Annotated in this window: 14 protein-coding genes; 13 read left to right on the forward strand and 1 reads right to left on the reverse strand. The window is 62.0% G+C overall.

Annotated elements, in window-relative coordinates; all coding sequences use genetic code 11:
- Nucleotides 1-13 precede the first annotated feature (13 nt).
- From obgE to rsfS, 4 genes are all read left to right on the forward strand, one after another.
- A complete protein-coding gene (obgE, locus tag DWY03_RS07290; protein WP_197032816.1) occupies nt 14-1,480 on the forward strand; it encodes a GTPase ObgE in 1,467 nt (488 codons plus the stop codon).
- 3 nt (nt 1,481-1,483) lie between these two features.
- Nucleotides 1,484-2,161 (forward strand): nicotinate-nucleotide adenylyltransferase, encoded by a 678-nt coding sequence (nadD, locus tag DWY03_RS07295; RefSeq protein ID WP_117840314.1) that lies wholly within the window; start codon nt 1,484-1,486, stop codon nt 2,159-2,161.
- 87 nt (nt 2,162-2,248) lie between these two features.
- Entirely contained in the window at nt 2,249-2,782 is a 534-nt protein-coding gene (yqeK, locus tag DWY03_RS07300; RefSeq protein WP_197032817.1) for a bis(5'-nucleosyl)-tetraphosphatase (symmetrical) YqeK, read from the forward strand.
- Nucleotides 2,783-2,810: 28 nt separating this feature from the next.
- Nucleotides 2,811-3,266, forward strand: coding sequence for a ribosome silencing factor (gene rsfS / locus DWY03_RS07305; RefSeq protein ID WP_055250002.1), 456 nt, complete (start codon nt 2,811-2,813; stop codon nt 3,264-3,266).
- A 98-nt stretch (nt 3,267-3,364) separates the two neighbouring features.
- Here rsfS and dinB read toward each other — a convergent pair whose 3' ends face one another.
- A complete protein-coding gene (gene dinB, locus DWY03_RS07310; protein WP_117840316.1) occupies nt 3,365-4,618 on the reverse strand; it encodes a DNA polymerase IV in 1,254 nt (417 codons plus the stop codon).
- A 201-nt stretch (nt 4,619-4,819) separates the two neighbouring features.
- Here dinB and rpsP point away from each other — a divergent pair, with 201 nt between their 5' ends.
- From rpsP to ppdK, 9 genes are all read left to right on the forward strand, one after another.
- Entirely contained in the window at nt 4,820-5,161 is a 342-nt protein-coding gene (rpsP, locus tag DWY03_RS07315) for a 30S ribosomal protein S16 (protein WP_022094749.1), read from the forward strand.
- Between the two features lie 42 nt (nt 5,162-5,203).
- Nucleotides 5,204-5,449: a KH domain-containing protein gene (locus tag DWY03_RS07320; RefSeq protein ID WP_171021534.1), complete on the forward strand. Its 246-nt coding sequence runs from the start codon at nt 5,204-5,206 to the stop codon at nt 5,447-5,449.
- 34 nt (nt 5,450-5,483) lie between these two features.
- Nucleotides 5,484-5,975, forward strand: coding sequence for a ribosome maturation factor RimM (gene rimM, locus DWY03_RS07325; RefSeq protein ID WP_231500815.1), 492 nt, complete (start codon nt 5,484-5,486; stop codon nt 5,973-5,975).
- Between the two features lie 10 nt (nt 5,976-5,985).
- Complete coding sequence (gene trmD, locus DWY03_RS07330) at nt 5,986-6,744, forward strand: tRNA (guanosine(37)-N1)-methyltransferase TrmD (RefSeq protein WP_055285126.1); 759 nt, start codon at nt 5,986-5,988, stop codon at nt 6,742-6,744.
- A 2-nt stretch (nt 6,745-6,746) separates the two neighbouring features.
- Nucleotides 6,747-7,310 (forward strand): signal peptidase I, encoded by a 564-nt coding sequence (lepB, locus tag DWY03_RS07335; protein WP_117840318.1) that lies wholly within the window; start codon nt 6,747-6,749, stop codon nt 7,308-7,310.
- Nucleotides 7,311-7,369: 59 nt separating this feature from the next.
- Nucleotides 7,370-8,281 (forward strand): glycine--tRNA ligase subunit alpha, encoded by a 912-nt coding sequence (locus tag DWY03_RS07340; RefSeq protein WP_117716653.1) that lies wholly within the window; start codon nt 7,370-7,372, stop codon nt 8,279-8,281.
- 3 nt (nt 8,282-8,284) lie between these two features.
- A complete protein-coding gene (glyS, locus tag DWY03_RS07345) occupies nt 8,285-10,381 on the forward strand; it encodes a glycine--tRNA ligase subunit beta (RefSeq protein ID WP_117840319.1) in 2,097 nt (698 codons plus the stop codon).
- 34 nt (nt 10,382-10,415) lie between these two features.
- Nucleotides 10,416-11,291 (forward strand): pyruvate, water dikinase regulatory protein, encoded by an 876-nt coding sequence (locus tag DWY03_RS07350; RefSeq protein ID WP_117736669.1) that lies wholly within the window; start codon nt 10,416-10,418, stop codon nt 11,289-11,291.
- 326 nt (nt 11,292-11,617) lie between these two features.
- Nucleotides 11,618-14,368, forward strand: coding sequence for a pyruvate, phosphate dikinase (gene ppdK, locus DWY03_RS07355; protein WP_117840320.1), 2,751 nt, complete (start codon nt 11,618-11,620; stop codon nt 14,366-14,368).
- Nucleotides 14,369-14,496 lie beyond the last annotated feature (128 nt).

The following is a 14,496-nucleotide window of genomic DNA, read 5'->3' on the forward strand; positions in this document are numbered from 1 at the left end:
GGAGGCGATTCTGTTGTCACAGTTCACCGATATCAGCCGCATTAACGTGTGCGGCGGCGACGGCGGAGCCGGATGCATGTCGTTTAGGCGTGAGGCATTTGTCCCCAAGGGCGGCCCCGATGGCGGCGACGGCGGTCGTGGCGGCAATGTCGTCATCCAGGCCGATGCTCAGCTGTCTTCGCTGATCGATTACCGCTTTAAGCATCACTTCCGCGCCGAGCGCGGCACGCACGGGCAGGGTGCCCGTCGTAACGGTAAGAGCGGCGAGGACCTGATTCTCAAGGTCCCTATGGGTACCGTGGTGCGCGAGCTCGACCCCGAGACGCAGACCCCGATGTTCGAGATTGCCGATCTGGTGCACGATGGCGAGCGCGTTGTCGTGGCCCCTGGTGGCGCCGGCGGCTTGGGCAACACGCACTTTGTGACGTCGGTGCGCCGCGCGCCCGCGTTTGCTCAGCTGGGCGAACCGGCAGAGGAGCACTGGATTGAGCTCGAGATGAAGCTTATGGCCGATGCCGCACTCGTGGGCTTTCCCTCGGTGGGTAAGTCATCGCTCATTGCGCGCATGAGTGCCGCCCGCCCCAAGATTGCTGACTACCCGTTTACCACGCTCGTGCCCAATCTGGGCATGGTGCGTGCCGGCGAATATTCTTATGTCGTTGCCGACGTCCCCGGTCTTATCGAGGGCGCGAGCGAAGGCAAGGGCCTGGGTCACCAGTTCTTGCGCCACATTGAGCGTACGGCCCTGATTATGCATGTCGTCGACATGACGGGCGGTTTTGAGGATCGCGATCCGGTTGAGGACTATCGCATCATCAACCGCGAGCTCGAGCAGTATGGCGCCGAGCTTTCGGAGCGTCCGCAGATCGTTGTCGCCAACAAGTGCGACGCGCCGGGCACGGCCGATAAGATTGCCGACCTCAAGCGCGCAGCGCTCGACGATGGACATATGTTCTTTGCCGTGTCTGCCGTGACGGGCGCCGGTCTCAATACGTTGATGCTTGCCGTAGGTGAGCAGGTGGCCAAGCTCCGCGCCGAGCTGGCGGTCTCCGATGAACCGGTCGACCTGCGCGACGATGAGTGGGAGCGCCGCCGCCTGCAGCGTGAGAAGCGTTTCCGCATTGTCCAGGAAGAGCCCGGTGCCTTCCGCGTGGTCGGTCGTGCCATCGAGCGCATGGTCATCCAGACCGACTGGGAAAACGAGGAAGCCGTTATTTACCTGCAGCATAAGTTTGCGCGTATGGGTGTTGACGACGCGCTCGAGAAGGCCGGTTGCCGTGCGGGCGACGAGGTCCGCATTTGCCAGCGCGCCTTTGACTTTGAGGGCGCCGAGGACTTCTCGGAGTACGAGGAGCTCGAGGATGCTGGCGAGGACGTTGCCGTTGAGGCCATTGACGTGGCCGATGCTGCGGATGAGGGCGTCGAGGTTGTTGATGCGGCGGATGCCGCGGACGATGCCGAGACCTCGGAGAGCGAGTAAGCCATGTCGCTGCGCGGTGGAATCGGTTTGCCCGAGCTTCCCATAAAAGAGGGCAAGGAGTTTCGGCTTGGCATTATGGGCGGCACATTCGACCCGATTCATTACGGGCACCTGGTGACTGCCGAGCAGGCGCGCGAGTCGCTCGACTTGGACGCTGTGCTCTTTATGCCGGCGGGCTCTCCCGCCTTTAAGCTTGACAAGCCGGTTACGCCTGCCGAGGACCGTTATGCCATGACGGTCCTCGCCACCGCCGCGAACCCGGCCTTTTTGGCGAGCCGGTTCGAGATCGACCGTCCGGGCGTAACCTATACGGCCGATACGCTTCATGCCCTTCGCGACTTTTACCCGCCGCAGGTAAAGCTCTACTTTATTACGGGCGCCGACGCGATTATCGATATTGTGACCTGGCATGATGCCGAACGAATCGCTGAGCTTGCTACCTTTATTGCGGCGACACGACCGGGCTTTGATATCGATACGGCGCGTGCCCGAATCAAAGAGTCGGGGCTGCCGTTCGACGTGCGCTATATTCAGATTCCGGCGCTGGCGATCAGCTCGACGAACATTCGCAAGCGAGTTGCCCGCGGTATGAGCGTGCGCTATCTTACGAGCGAGTCCGTGCTCGGCTACATTCGCAAACGCAGGCTATATGCCGATTTGGGCCAAGAAGATTTTGTGTGATGGGGGTCTACGTTGTCGGTAGAGGATCAGTTTGAGGGCGATGAGCACGCGCTGCTCAAGCGCATTCAAGAGCTGCTCGATGTTCGAATGAAGGATAAGCGCAAGCGCTATGTGCATTCGCTGGGTGTTGCCGAGACCGCACTTCATCTGGCCGAGGTCTACGGCGTTGACCGCTTTGATGCCGCTGCTGCCGGTCTGATCCACGACTGGGACAAAGTGCTCTCCGACGACGAGCTGGTTACGCGCGCTCTGCATTACGGCATTATGATTGCCGGCTCTCCTTCCGCCGCGACGCCGCTTTTGCATGGCCCTGTTGCCGCCTATGAGCTTCCGCAGCTTTTTCCCGAGCTGTCGCCGGCAGTCTTTCAGGCTGTCGACCGTCACACCGTGGGTGCTTGCGACATGACGCCGCTCGATATGGTGGTCTTTGTGGCAGATGCCATCGAGCCCAACCGCCACGGCGACTATGCCCATGCGCTGCGCAAGATGGTGGGGAAGTCCTCGCTCGACGAGTTGTTCTTCTCCTGTTTTGCGCAGGGTCTGGTCTATGTGATCCAGTCCGGGCGCTATCTTTATCCCACGGCTATTACGATTTACAACCATTACGCCCAGCTGCGCTAGCTCGGGTGTGTCTAGAAAGAGGTATTCCATGGCCGACGAGACCATGACTGACGAGCAGATTCTTGAAGGTGTGGAGCACAAGAGTTTCGTTGCCACGTCCGACCGCACCGCCGCCTCGCTGTCCGCGAGCGGTGTCGCCGCCGAGGATGTCGCCCGCGCCGCCGCGCAGGCCGCCTACGACAAGAAGGGCGAGGACGTGCAGGTGCTCGACCTGACCGAGCTTTCCGACGTGTGCGACTACTTTGTGCTTGCCACCGGTACCAACAACCGCCAGGTCGATTCTATCGTCGACGAGATCGAGGAGAAGGTCGCCGCGGCTTGCGGCGAGCATCCGTTCTCCATCGAGGGCCGCGAGCAGAAGACCTGGATGCTCATGGACTACGGCTCGGTCGTCGTTCACGTCTTCACTCCCGAAGCCCGCGACTTCTACCGTCTAGAAAAGCTCTGGGGTGACGCCCCCCAGCTCCCCCTCGACCTCCTCTAGTGGCTCATTTGATACGGGGCTTTTAGTTAGCCTCGCGCATTTTGCCGGGCAGTTGCGGTTTTCCGTACCTGCCCGGCTTTCTTTTTGCCCAAAGGCGGTTAATCGTTGAAGCGGGATTGGCGGCCGAAGGATAGGGCGGTGTCGCCGAACTTGTCTCGGACGGCGTCGATAGCAACCGAGAGGTCGCGTCGGTCGCTGGATTGGGCTCCGCGGTCGTCGACTTCGCAGAACAGGTCGGTCTGGATGCCGCCCTGATGGTCAAAGTCGCTCATCCCGATACCCGCCAGACGCACATGCATGCCTTCCTGCCAGATGTTGTCGAGCAGTTCGAGCGCAACCGCCACAAAGATGTTCTCATCGTCGGTCGGATGAGGCAGCCGGCGCTGTGCCGAGCGACCGCTTCCATACGAATACTTGAGCTTGAGCGTCACCGTGGCGCCCGTCAGTCCCTGACGGCGCAGGCGGCGTCCCACTGACTCGCCCAACAGCGCAATCGCCGCTTCGATGTCCCCGCGCTCAGTCAAATCTTTCGCAAAGGTGCGCTCATTGCTCACCGATTTAACCTCACGCTCTTCATCGAGACTTGTGACTTCGGAGATTTCGAGTCCCAGCGCACGCTGGCGCATGCGTTCGCCGTTGACGCCAAAAATAGAGGCCAAGGTGGATTCCGGTGCACGTGATAGCTCGCCGAGGGTGTAGATGCGCATGCGGCGCAGTCGTTCCTCGGCCGAGCGCCCGATGCCGCTCATGGCAGACACTGGTAGCGCGGCCAAAAAGCGCTGTTCCGTCCCGGGGCGCACAATCGTCAATCCAAACGGCTTGTCACGCTCGCTTGCGATCTTTGCGACCGTCTTGTTGCAGCCCACGCCAATGGAGCAGGTCACTCCCAGCGCTGCCACGCGGTCGCTTATACGCCGCGCAACCAGTCGCGGGTCTTCGGGCGCAAAGCGACCCGGTGTGATATCGATAAAGGCTTCGTCGATGGATACGCGCTCTACGCGCGGCGTTTCCTCGGCAAGAATCGCCATGACCTGCGCGCTCACCTCGCGGTAGCGATCAAAGTGCCCGTGCGTCCAAATGGCTTGCGGGCACAAGCGCCGCGCCTCGGCCGAGGCCATGGCAGAGTGCACGCCAAAGCGACGCGCCTCATACGAACACGTGGACACGACGCCACGCGAATCGGCGTCTCCGCCCACGATGAGCGGCTTACCGCGCCATTCGGGATGATCGAGCATCTCCACGCTCGCAAAAAACGCATCGAGGTCCATGAGGCCCACCGCCGGACCCGTCCAGGGAGGCGGCGTGACGCCCATGGCATCCTCATAACCGTATGTATGTTCGCGTATTTCCATGTCATGAGTATACCGCGCAGCTCATGTGGGGTGCGTGTATGTGCTTGCAAATCCCGAATTCTTGTCTAAGATATGGATTTGCCCTCGACTACACCGAAGAAGTTGGTCTCACGGACTTCACCTGCCCGCGTCGATGGCGTATTATGTTCAACTGTTTGTTTGTAGTTGCAGCCTAAAGCTGCTTGGTTGGAGGAGTTTCCTTTGGCAGTCAAGATTCGCCTTGCTCGTCACGGCGCTAAGAAGCGTCCGTACTACCGTGTCGTCGTCGCCGATTCCCGCGCCCCGCGTGACGGTCGTATCATCGAGGAGGTTGGCCGCTACAACCCGATGACCGCCCCCAAGACCATCAACCTCGACCTCGAGAAGATCGCCGACTGGCAGTCCAAGGGCGCTCAGCTCACCGACGCCGTCGCCGCTCTGGTCAAGGCCGCCAACGAGGGCGAGAAGACCGAGACCGTCGTCAAGAAGTCCAAGAAGCAGCTCGCCAAAGAGGCCGAGGCCGCTAAGGCTGCCGCTGAGGCCGCTGAGGGCGCCGAGGAGTAAATCGTGCCTGAGGTTGACGCTGCACAGCTCGAGGGTGAGGCAATGCTCTCAGATCGCATCGCCGATCTCGTCGAATATCTCGTTGTTCAGATCGTCGACGACCCGGATTCCGTGAGCCTCGAGGTCATCGATGGTGACGACGCCTCTACGATTGAGGTTTCGGTCGCCGAGGATGACGTCGCTAAGGTCATCGGCCGTCGTGGCCGTACCATCAAGGCCATTCGCACGCTCGCCCGTGCGCTGGCCGCTCGCCTCGACACTGCTGTCGAGGTAGAGGTTCTGGGCTAGGACCTTGAGGTCCCAGTACAAAAACATCGCCCGTGTGGTCAAGCCGCACGGAAGGAAGGGGGAGGTCCTCGCGCAGCCGCTGCGGGGGCTTCCTTCTGTATTAGAGCCGGGTATGCGCGTCGCCTTGACGCCGCCGGCACTCAAGCGCGACCGCTTTTGCAAGGTCGTGTCCGTCACCGATACGGGCGATGGCGATCTGGTCTCGTTTGAGGGCATTGACGACTTGACGGCCGCCGAGGGCATCACGGGGTGCTACGTGCTGGCAAATCGTGACGACTTTGAGCTCGATTCGCTCGACGCTGCCTATACCGACCTGATGGGTCGCGAGGTGGTCGACGAGCGCTTCGGTTCGCTCGGCACGATCGTCGAGATCATGTCGACGCCCGCTAACGATGTTTGGGTTGTCGAGGGTGATCGGTACGGCGAGGTACTGATTCCCGTGATCGAGCAGGTTGTGCTCGATCTTCCCGACACGGGAACAATTTCCGTCCACGTTATGGACGGCCTGATCGATATGGACAAGTAGGGAGGACAACATGCTGATCGAGACCCTTTCGGTCTTTCCCGAGATGTTTGAGCCCGTCATGTCCACATCGATCTTGGGCCGCGCCCGCAAGGCCGGCCTTTTTGATTTTAAGGCGTATAACCTGCGCGACTGGACGCACGACCGCCATCGTACCGTCGATGACGAGCCGTACGGCGGCGGGCAGGGCATGCTCATGAAGGTCGAGCCTATCGCCGAGGCCATCGAGGCCATTAGCGCAGAGGGCCCCAAGCCCACTGTGGTGTTCTTTACCCCCTGTGGCGAGCCTTTTACGCAGCATGTGGCCGAGCGCCTGCTCAAAAGTGAGCGCCTGCTGTTTGTGTGCAGCCGTTACGAGGGCGTCGACGAGCGCGCGTATGCGTATGCCGACGAGCGTCTGTCGATTGGCGACTATGTGCTTACGGGTGGCGAGCTACCCGCTATGGTTGTTGCCGACGCTGTCGTGCGCCTGATTCCCGGCGCCCTTGGTGACGAAATGAGCAACGTCGACGAGTCGTTCTCAACCGCCGAGGACGGAGGCCTGCTCGAGTACGCGCAGTACACCCGTCCTGCCGAGTTCAACGGCGAGGGCGTGCCGCCGGTGCTCGTGAGCGGCGATCACGCCAAGGTCGATGCCTGGCGTCGCAAGAACGCCATCGAGCGCACCTGCCGCTGGCGTCCCGACCTGATCGAGACTGCGCGGCTCACGCCCGAGGAGCGCGCTTACGCGCAGGAGATTCTGGACGCGTCGTATTCGCAGAGCGAGGAGTGAGAATGGTCCCATCGCAGCATTCCGTGCTAAGGGGTGCGTTTGAGTGGATTGTGGTCGTCGCGATCGCACTCGTCGCCACCTTCTTGATTCGCTCGTTTGTGGTCGAACCCTTTGTGGTGCCCACCGGTTCCATGGAGTCCACGATCGAGATTGGCGACCAGATCCTGGCCCAAAAGGTGAGCCTCGAGCTCGGTCAGCCCGTCAAGCAGGGCGATATCGTGGTGTTCCATAACCCCGATGGTACCTCCGAGCACGATGTTCTCGTCAAGCGTGTTATTGCCACGGCCGGCCAGACCGTTGACCTGCAGGACGGCAAGGTGGTCGTTGACGGCCAAGCACTCGACGAGGACTACACGACCGGCATGAGCTGGCCGCTTTCGGTCCAGGCTCCCGGCGCTCAGGTAGGCTATCCCTACACCGTTCCCGATGGGTGCGTGTGGGTGATGGGCGACAACCGCGAAAACTCTGCCGACTCACGCTACTTTGGTCCCGTCGATCGCTCTGATCTGATCGCCGTGGCGCTCGTGCGCTACTGGCCGCTCAACCGCATCGGCGCTATCGACTAAAAAACGCTATAGTACAGTACCTAACCGTGTAATCGTTTCGACGAGGGGATATTAGAGGCATGAACGCTTCATCGCTTTCCTTCCAAGACATCATCCTGCGCCTCCAGCAGTACTGGGGCGAGCAGGGCTGCGTCATTATGCAGCCCTATGACTCCGAGGTCGGTGCCGGTACCTTCCATACCGCGACCACGCTGCGCTCGCTCGGTCCCTCCGAGTGGCGCACCTGCTATGCGCAGCCTTGCCGCCGTCCCGCCGACGGCCGCTACGGCGAGAACCCCAACCGCATGCAGCACTACTATCAGTTCCAGGTGCTCATTAAGCCCTCGCCGGTCAACGCCCAGGAGCTCTACCTGGGGTCTCTTGCCGCCATTGGCCTGGACCCCAACGACCATGACGTCCGCTTTGTCGAGGACGACTGGGAGAGCCCGACGCTCGGCGCCTGGGGCCTTGGCTGGGAGGTCTGGCTCAACGGTATGGAGGTCACGCAGTTTACGTACTTCCAGCAGGTGGGCGGCATCGAGGTCGACCCCGTGCCCGTCGAGATCACCTATGGTCTGGAGCGCATCGCCATGTACGCCCAGGGCGTCAACTCCGTTTATGACCTGGTGTGGAGCTATCTGCCCGATGGCACGCCCATGACCTATGGCGACGTGTTCCTGGAGAACGAGCGCGAGTTCAGTGCCTACAACTTTGAGGTCGCCAACGTCGAGATGATGCGTCAGAAGTTTGACGACTACGAGGCCGAGTGCCACTCCTGCCTGGAGCGCAAGCTTCCGCTGCCGGCGTACGACTGCGTTATGAAGTGCAGCCATGCCTTCAACTTGCTCGACGCCCGTGGCGCCCTGTCCGCGGTCGAGCGTGCCAACTACATCCTGCGCGTCCGCGCCGTCGCCAAGGCGTGCTGCGAGGCCTATATGGCCGAGGTCGCCGGAGTCAACGAGAATGCCGACCAGGAAGGCGAGGTGGCGTAAGCCATGGCAGACGCTAAGGATTTCCTGTTTGAGATTGGTACGGAGGAAATGCCCTCCGCACCGCTGAACAATGCCGTCAAGCAGCTTGGCACCATGATCGCCAAGGGTCTCGACGAGGCCGGTCTGGCCCATGGCGAGGTCCGCGTGATCTCGAGCCCGCGTCGACTGGCTGCGCTCGTGGCCAACGTCGCCACTGCGACCGATGAGGTCCATGAGGTCAAGCGCGGTCCCGCGGCCAACATCGCCTTCGATGCTGACGGTAACGCCACCAAGGCCGCCCAGGGCTTCGCCCGCAAGTGCGGCGTGGCTGCCGAGGGCCTGGTCCGTCGCGAGGATACGGACGGTCGCGAGTATGTCTTTGCCGAGAAGAACATTCCTTCCGCCCCGGCCACCCCGATCCTGACGGCCCTGTGCGAGAAGACTATCGCCGGCCTGCAGTGGCCCAACTACCGCTCCCAGCGCTGGGGCCACGAGCACGCGACGTTCGTGCGTCCGGTCCGTTGGATCTGCTGCCTTTTGGGTGAGGATGTTGTGCCCGTGTCGTTTGCCGACGTGACGAGTGGCAACACCACGCGTGGTCATCGCGTACTTGGCCCTGGTGACCATGTGGTTGCCAGCCCCGCCGCCTACGAGCAGGTGCTCGAGGACGCCGGCGTGCTTTCTGCCGAGCGTCGTCGCGAGGCCATCCTCGCCGGTATCGCTGAGGTCGAGGCTGCCCGTCCCGGCTGCCATGTCGATACGCCCAAGAAGGTCTTCGAGGAGGTTATCAACCTCTGCGAGTGGCCGACGGTGCTCGTCGGTACTTTCGATGAGGAGTTCCTCAAGGTCCCGCACGAGATTATCTGCGAGTCCATGCTCACCAACCAGCGCTACTTCCCGATCTATGACGGCGAGGGCAAGCTCACGCGTGAGTTCGTGGTCGTTTCCAACAGCAAGCCCGAGAATGCCGAGCGCGTGATCGACGGCAACGAGCGCGTCGTGCGCGCCCGTCTGGATGATGCCAAGTTCTTCTACGAGGAGGACCTGAAGATCTCCCTCGACGAGTTCCGTGAGCGTCTGGCCAAGGTTGCCTTCCAGGAGAAGCTCGGTAGCGTGCTCGCCAAGTCCGAGCGCATCGAGCAGCTCGCGCTCGCCATCGCCCGCGAGGCTCACCTGGGCGCCCATCTTGCCGCCGACGCTGCTCGCGCCGCACACCTGTGCAAGGCAGACCTGGTGTCCAACGCCGTCGTCGAGTTCACGAGCCAGCAGGGCGTGATGGGTGGTTACTACGCCTGCGCGATGGGGGAGAACGACGAGGTCGCTCATGCCATTCGCGATCACTATCGTCCCCGCTTTGCCGGCGACGAGCTGCCCGAGGGCACCGCTGGCTGCATCGTGGCCTGCGCCGACAAGCTCGATACCATCGCCGGTATCTTTGCCATCGGCGAGCCCCCGACCGGCTCCTCCGACCCCTACGCGCTGCGTCGTGCCGCTATCGGCATCATCAACATCCTGCGCGACCGTCTGCCGATCGATCCCACGTCGCTCATCGACTTCGCCCTTGAGCTCTACAGTGAGCAGGGCATTGAGTTCGACGCCGCCGAGGTCGCCCAGCAGGTTCGCGACTTCTTCCATGGCCGCCTGGTGAGCATGGCCCGCGACGAGAAGATCCCGGCCGATACCGTTGCCGCCGTCTCCGCGGTGCACATCATTGCTCCGTCCGTCTTCTTCGCCCGCTGCGCCGCCCTCGACGAGGCCCGCAAGAACGACGCTGAGACGTTCGATAACCTGGCGACCGCCTATGCCCGCGCCGCGCACATCTCCAAGCCCGAGCTGGGTGCGGAGTACGACCGCGCCCTGATGGGCGAGGTTGAGCTCGCGCTTGCCGACGCCTCCGAGGCCGCTCGGACCGCCGTCGATGCTGCTCTCGCTGTCGAGGATTACCCGGCCGCATTTGCTGCCCTCGCCGCCCTGCGTGCCCCCATCGACCGCTTCTTCGACGAGGTCATGGTCATGGACAAGGACGAGCAGCTTCGCGATAATCGCCTTAAGCTGCTCAACCGCTTCGAGGCCGTTTTCTCCGGCATCGCCAACATCGGTGAGCTTGCCCGCAAAAAGTAAGCTAGCCTGCGCGTAAGCGCAAAAGGAGCCCCGCATGGATTGCCCGGTCACCGCTCGTCCCAACGTTATCGTTATCTCCGACTCGCTCGGCGATACCGCTTGTGAGGTGGTGCTTGCGGCGTCCGGGCAATTTGATGAAGGGGCTTTTCGTCTCTTGCGCCTGTCCAAGGTGACCTCGGTAGAGCAGGTCAAGTCGTTTGTGGGCCCGCGCGTCGATGCCGACCATCGCGATATTGCCGTGTTCCATACCATTGTCGATCCGACGCTTCGCGCCCGCGTGCTCGATTACCTGGGCATGCTGCATATTCGTTCAGTCGACCTGATCGGCCCGACGCTCGCCGTGCTGTCGTCGCTCATTGGCGTGCCGCCCAAGGGCGTTGCGGGCGTGATTCACAAGACCGATGACCGTTACTTCCATCGCATCGAGGCCATGGAGTATTTTGTTGAGCACGATGACGGGCGTGGTTGCGACGATCTGTCGAGTGCCGATATCGTGCTGCTGGGTGTGTCGCGTACATCCAAGACGCCGCTGTCGATGTATTTAGCCTATCAGGGTTACAAGGTTGCCAACGTCCCTCTGGCGCACGGCATGGAGCCGCCCAAGTCGATTTACGAGGTCGACCCGATGCGCCTGTTCGGCCTGATTTCGACCGTCGATGTGATTTCCGAAATTCGCGATAGCCGCTTGGGCGATGACTACGCTCGTGCCGTTGCCGGCTCCTATGCCGAGCCCGAGAGCGTGCGCGGCGAGCTTGAGGAAGCTCGTGCCCTCATGAAGCGCTTAGGCTGCTTTGTTGTGCGTACCGACGGCAAAGCCATCGAGGAAAGCGCTGCCGAGATCATTGCTCACCTCGAAGAGATTCAAGAGGCAAGAGCCCGCCGTGCCGTCCGCCGCGCTCAACAAAAGTAGCTCACTTGGGACAAGGTTGTTTGGGTAGCTAATTTGGGACGGGGCTCTTTTAGCTAACCAAAGAGAATACTTGGAAATAATGCTGATAAATGGTAAAGCGATTTAGCAAAAACATCGCATCCGACCTGCACTTTCCTTGTAGTGGTATCTTCATAAGGTAGCCACCTTTACCTACCGTTTACCGCCGGTTTTAGCACGTTTACCAAACCGCGCACCCTCTGCTCAAGCCTGTCCAAAACCCGCCGTATAGTTCCCTCACGGCCCGCATCCGGCGGGTCGATTCGTTACCACGGTCGTGCGCGTAAGCGCATGGAAGGGGAAGTATCGTGAGCGATTGCAAGAGGGTTTACCGTTTTGGAACCGACGCCCAGGGCACCTGTGTCACTGAGGGCGACAAATCCATGAACTTCGTGCTTGGCGGCAAAGGCGCAAACCTTGCCGAGATGAGCCGCATCGGTCTGCCGGTTCCCGGTGGCTTTACCATTACCTGCCAGACCTGTGTCGAGTACTCCGGTGCCGGCAACGTCTGGCCCGAGGGCGCACTCGATGAGATCGTTGCCGCCGAGGCGGACCTCGAGGCCCGTTGCGGCAAGAAACTCGGCGATGCCTCCGATCCGCTGCTCGTGTCGGTTCGCTCGGGCGCTCCGTTCTCCATGCCCGGCATGATGGACACGGTCCTCAACCTGGGCCTCAACGACGATTCCGTCCAGGGCCTTATCGCGCAGACGCAGAACCCGCGCTTTGCCTGGGACAGCTACCGTCGCTTTATCCAGATGTTCTCCAACGTCGTCATGGGCGTCGACGCCGACCTATTCGAGAACGCTCTGACCCAGGCCCGCCTGGTCGCCGGCGTTCGTGTCGATTCCGAGCTTTCGGCCGAGGACCTGCAGGAGCTCGTCGAGACCTTTAAGGGCATCTTCTCCGAGAACGTCGAGGCGACCCTGTATCCCGAGCTCGAGGTCGCCGACGGTAAGCCCGTTTTCCCGCACGATCCGGAGCTCCAGCTGCGCCTTGCCATCCAGGCTGTCTTTGGCAGCTGGATGAACGAGCGCGCCTGCATCTACCGCAAGCAGCACGGCATTTCCGACGAGCTCGGCACCGCCGTCAACGTCCAGGCCATGGCCTTTGGCAACAAGGGCGAGACCTCTGCGACCGGCGTCGCCTTTACGCGCAACCCGGCCGACGGCACCAAGGAGTTCTATGGCGACTTTTTGGTGAATGCCCAGGGCGAGGACGTCGTCGCCGGCATCCGAAACACCGAGCCCATCGCCGACCTCAAGACCACCCCGGGCCTCGAGTCCGCAGGCGAGGAGCTCGAGCGCGTGTTCCTGACGCTCGAGGATCATTACCGCGATATGTGCGATATCGAGTTTACCATCGAGCAGGGCAAGCTCTGGATGCTCCAGACCCGCGTGGGCAAGCGCACCGCCACTGCCGCCCTGCGCATTGCTATCGAAATGGTCGAGGAGGGCCTCATCACCCGCGAGGAGGCTGTGAGCCGCATCGATCCCGCGCAGCTCGACCAGCTCCTGCACCCGCAGTTCGACGCTTCCAAGAAGTACGAGGCCCTGGCCAGCGGCCTTAACGCCAGCCCTGGTGCCGCCGTGGGCGAGGTCGTGTTCTCGAGTGATGACGCCGTCGCGCGCGCCAACGAGGGCCACAAGGTCATTCTGGTCCGCTGGGAGACCAACCCCGACGACCTGAAGGGCATGGTCGCCGCCGAGGGCATCCTGACCAGCCACGGTGGCAAGACGAGCCATGCCGCCGTTATCGCCCGCGGCATGGGTACGCCCTGCGTTTGCGGCGTTGAGCGCTTCCACATTGACGCGGCAGAGAAGGTCGTGCGCATCGAGGGCAGCGACCGCGTGCTGCGCGAGGGCGATGTCATCTCCATCGACGGCACCCAGGGTATCGTCGTCGACGGCGCGGTCGACCTGGTCTCTGCAGAGCTCACCGGCGACCTGGACACCATCCTGTCCTGGGCCGATGAGATCCGTTTGGACGAGACCTGCGGCCACGCCAACCACGTGCGCGTCAACGCCGACAACCCCGAGGATGCCGAGCTCGCGCTCGAGTTTGGCGCCGAGGCCATCGGTCTGTGCCGCACCGAGCACATGTTCCTGGGCGATCGCAAGAACATCATCCAGAGCTTTATCCTGTCTGACGATGAGGCCGTGAAGCAGCAGGCCCTGGCCGACTTGCTCAAGGTTCAGACCGAGGACTTCCTGGCGATGTTCAAGACCATGTCCGGTCGCGATGTGGTCGTCCGCCTGCTCGATCCGCCGCTTCATGAGTTCCTGGATAATCCTCGCGAGCTCGAGGTCGCCATCACCAAGAAGGAGGCCGCCGGCGCTCCCGAGGAGGAGCTCACTGCCCTGCGCGCCCGCCTGCGTCGCATTGACGGCATGGTCGAGTCCAACCCCATGCTGGGCTTGCGCGGCGTGCGCCTGTCCGTCGTCTTTGGCGATCTGCCGCTCATGCAGGTTCGCGCCGTCGCCACGGCCGCTGCCCGCCTTATCAAGGAGGGTATCGACCCGCGCCCCGAGATCATGGTTCCGCTCGTTTCCATCACGGCCGAGCATGTCCAGACCCGCGAGGTTATCGAGTGCGTGATCGCCGAGGTTTCCGCCGAGGAAGGCGTCGAGCTCAATATTCCCGTGGGCACGATGCTCGAGCTGCCGCGTGCCTGCATGGTCGCTGACGAGATCGCCCATCATGCCGACTTCTTCTGCTTTGGCACCAACGACCTCACCCAGACGACCTTTGGCTTCTCGCGCGATGACGCCGAGGCCAAGTTCATCCCGCTGTACATGCATAAAAAGATCCTGAAAGACAACCCCTTCGAGACCATCGACGCGGCGGTGCTGGAGCTCGTGCGCTTGGCCGTCGAGAAGGGCCGCGCCACCAATCCCGACATGCACTTTGGCGTGTGCGGCGAGCACGGCGGCGACCCCAAGTCCATCAAGGGCCTGTTTAACGTGGCCGACGTGGACTACGTGTCCTGCTCGCCCTATCGCGTGCCCCTCGCGCGCCTGGCTGCCGCTCAGGCCAAGCTCGAGGCCAAGCGTTCCGCCTAACGTTTTGGGTTTAGACGCCTAGCGTAGCCCCCTTCATGCCGCCCGTCTCATTCGTGAGACGGGCGGTTATCATGTGCGGGTTTTGTCGGTTGATTTTCAATCTCAGCGCAACAGCCTGAACGGGCCCC

Source organism: Collinsella sp. AF23-2 (assembly GCF_003459245.1).
In the GTDB taxonomy this organism is placed as follows: domain Bacteria; phylum Actinomycetota; class Coriobacteriia; order Coriobacteriales; family Coriobacteriaceae; genus Collinsella.

Bases quoted from the DNA above. Each gene is read 5' to 3' on its own strand.
- nadD (WP_117840314.1), top strand. From the start codon at position 1,484: ATGTCGCTGCGCGGTGGAATCGGTTTGCCCGAGCTTCCCATAAAAGAG.
- yqeK (WP_197032817.1), top strand. From the start codon at position 2,249: ATGAAGGATAAGCGCAAGCGCTATGTGCATTCGCTGGGTGTTGCCGAG.
- rsfS (WP_055250002.1), top strand. From the start codon at position 2,811: ATGGCCGACGAGACCATGACTGACGAGCAGATTCTTGAAGGTGTGGAG.
- dinB (WP_117840316.1), bottom strand. From the start codon at position 4,618: ATGGAAATACGCGAACATACATACGGTTATGAGGATGCCATGGGCGTC.
- DWY03_RS07320 (WP_171021534.1), top strand. From the start codon at position 5,204: ATGCTCTCAGATCGCATCGCCGATCTCGTCGAATATCTCGTTGTTCAG.
- trmD (WP_055285126.1), top strand. From the start codon at position 5,986: ATGCTGATCGAGACCCTTTCGGTCTTTCCCGAGATGTTTGAGCCCGTC.
- lepB (WP_117840318.1), top strand. From the start codon at position 6,747: ATGGTCCCATCGCAGCATTCCGTGCTAAGGGGTGCGTTTGAGTGGATT.
- DWY03_RS07340 (WP_117716653.1), top strand. From the start codon at position 7,370: ATGAACGCTTCATCGCTTTCCTTCCAAGACATCATCCTGCGCCTCCAG.
- glyS (WP_117840319.1), top strand. From the start codon at position 8,285: ATGGCAGACGCTAAGGATTTCCTGTTTGAGATTGGTACGGAGGAAATG.
- DWY03_RS07350 (WP_117736669.1), top strand. From the start codon at position 10,416: ATGGATTGCCCGGTCACCGCTCGTCCCAACGTTATCGTTATCTCCGAC.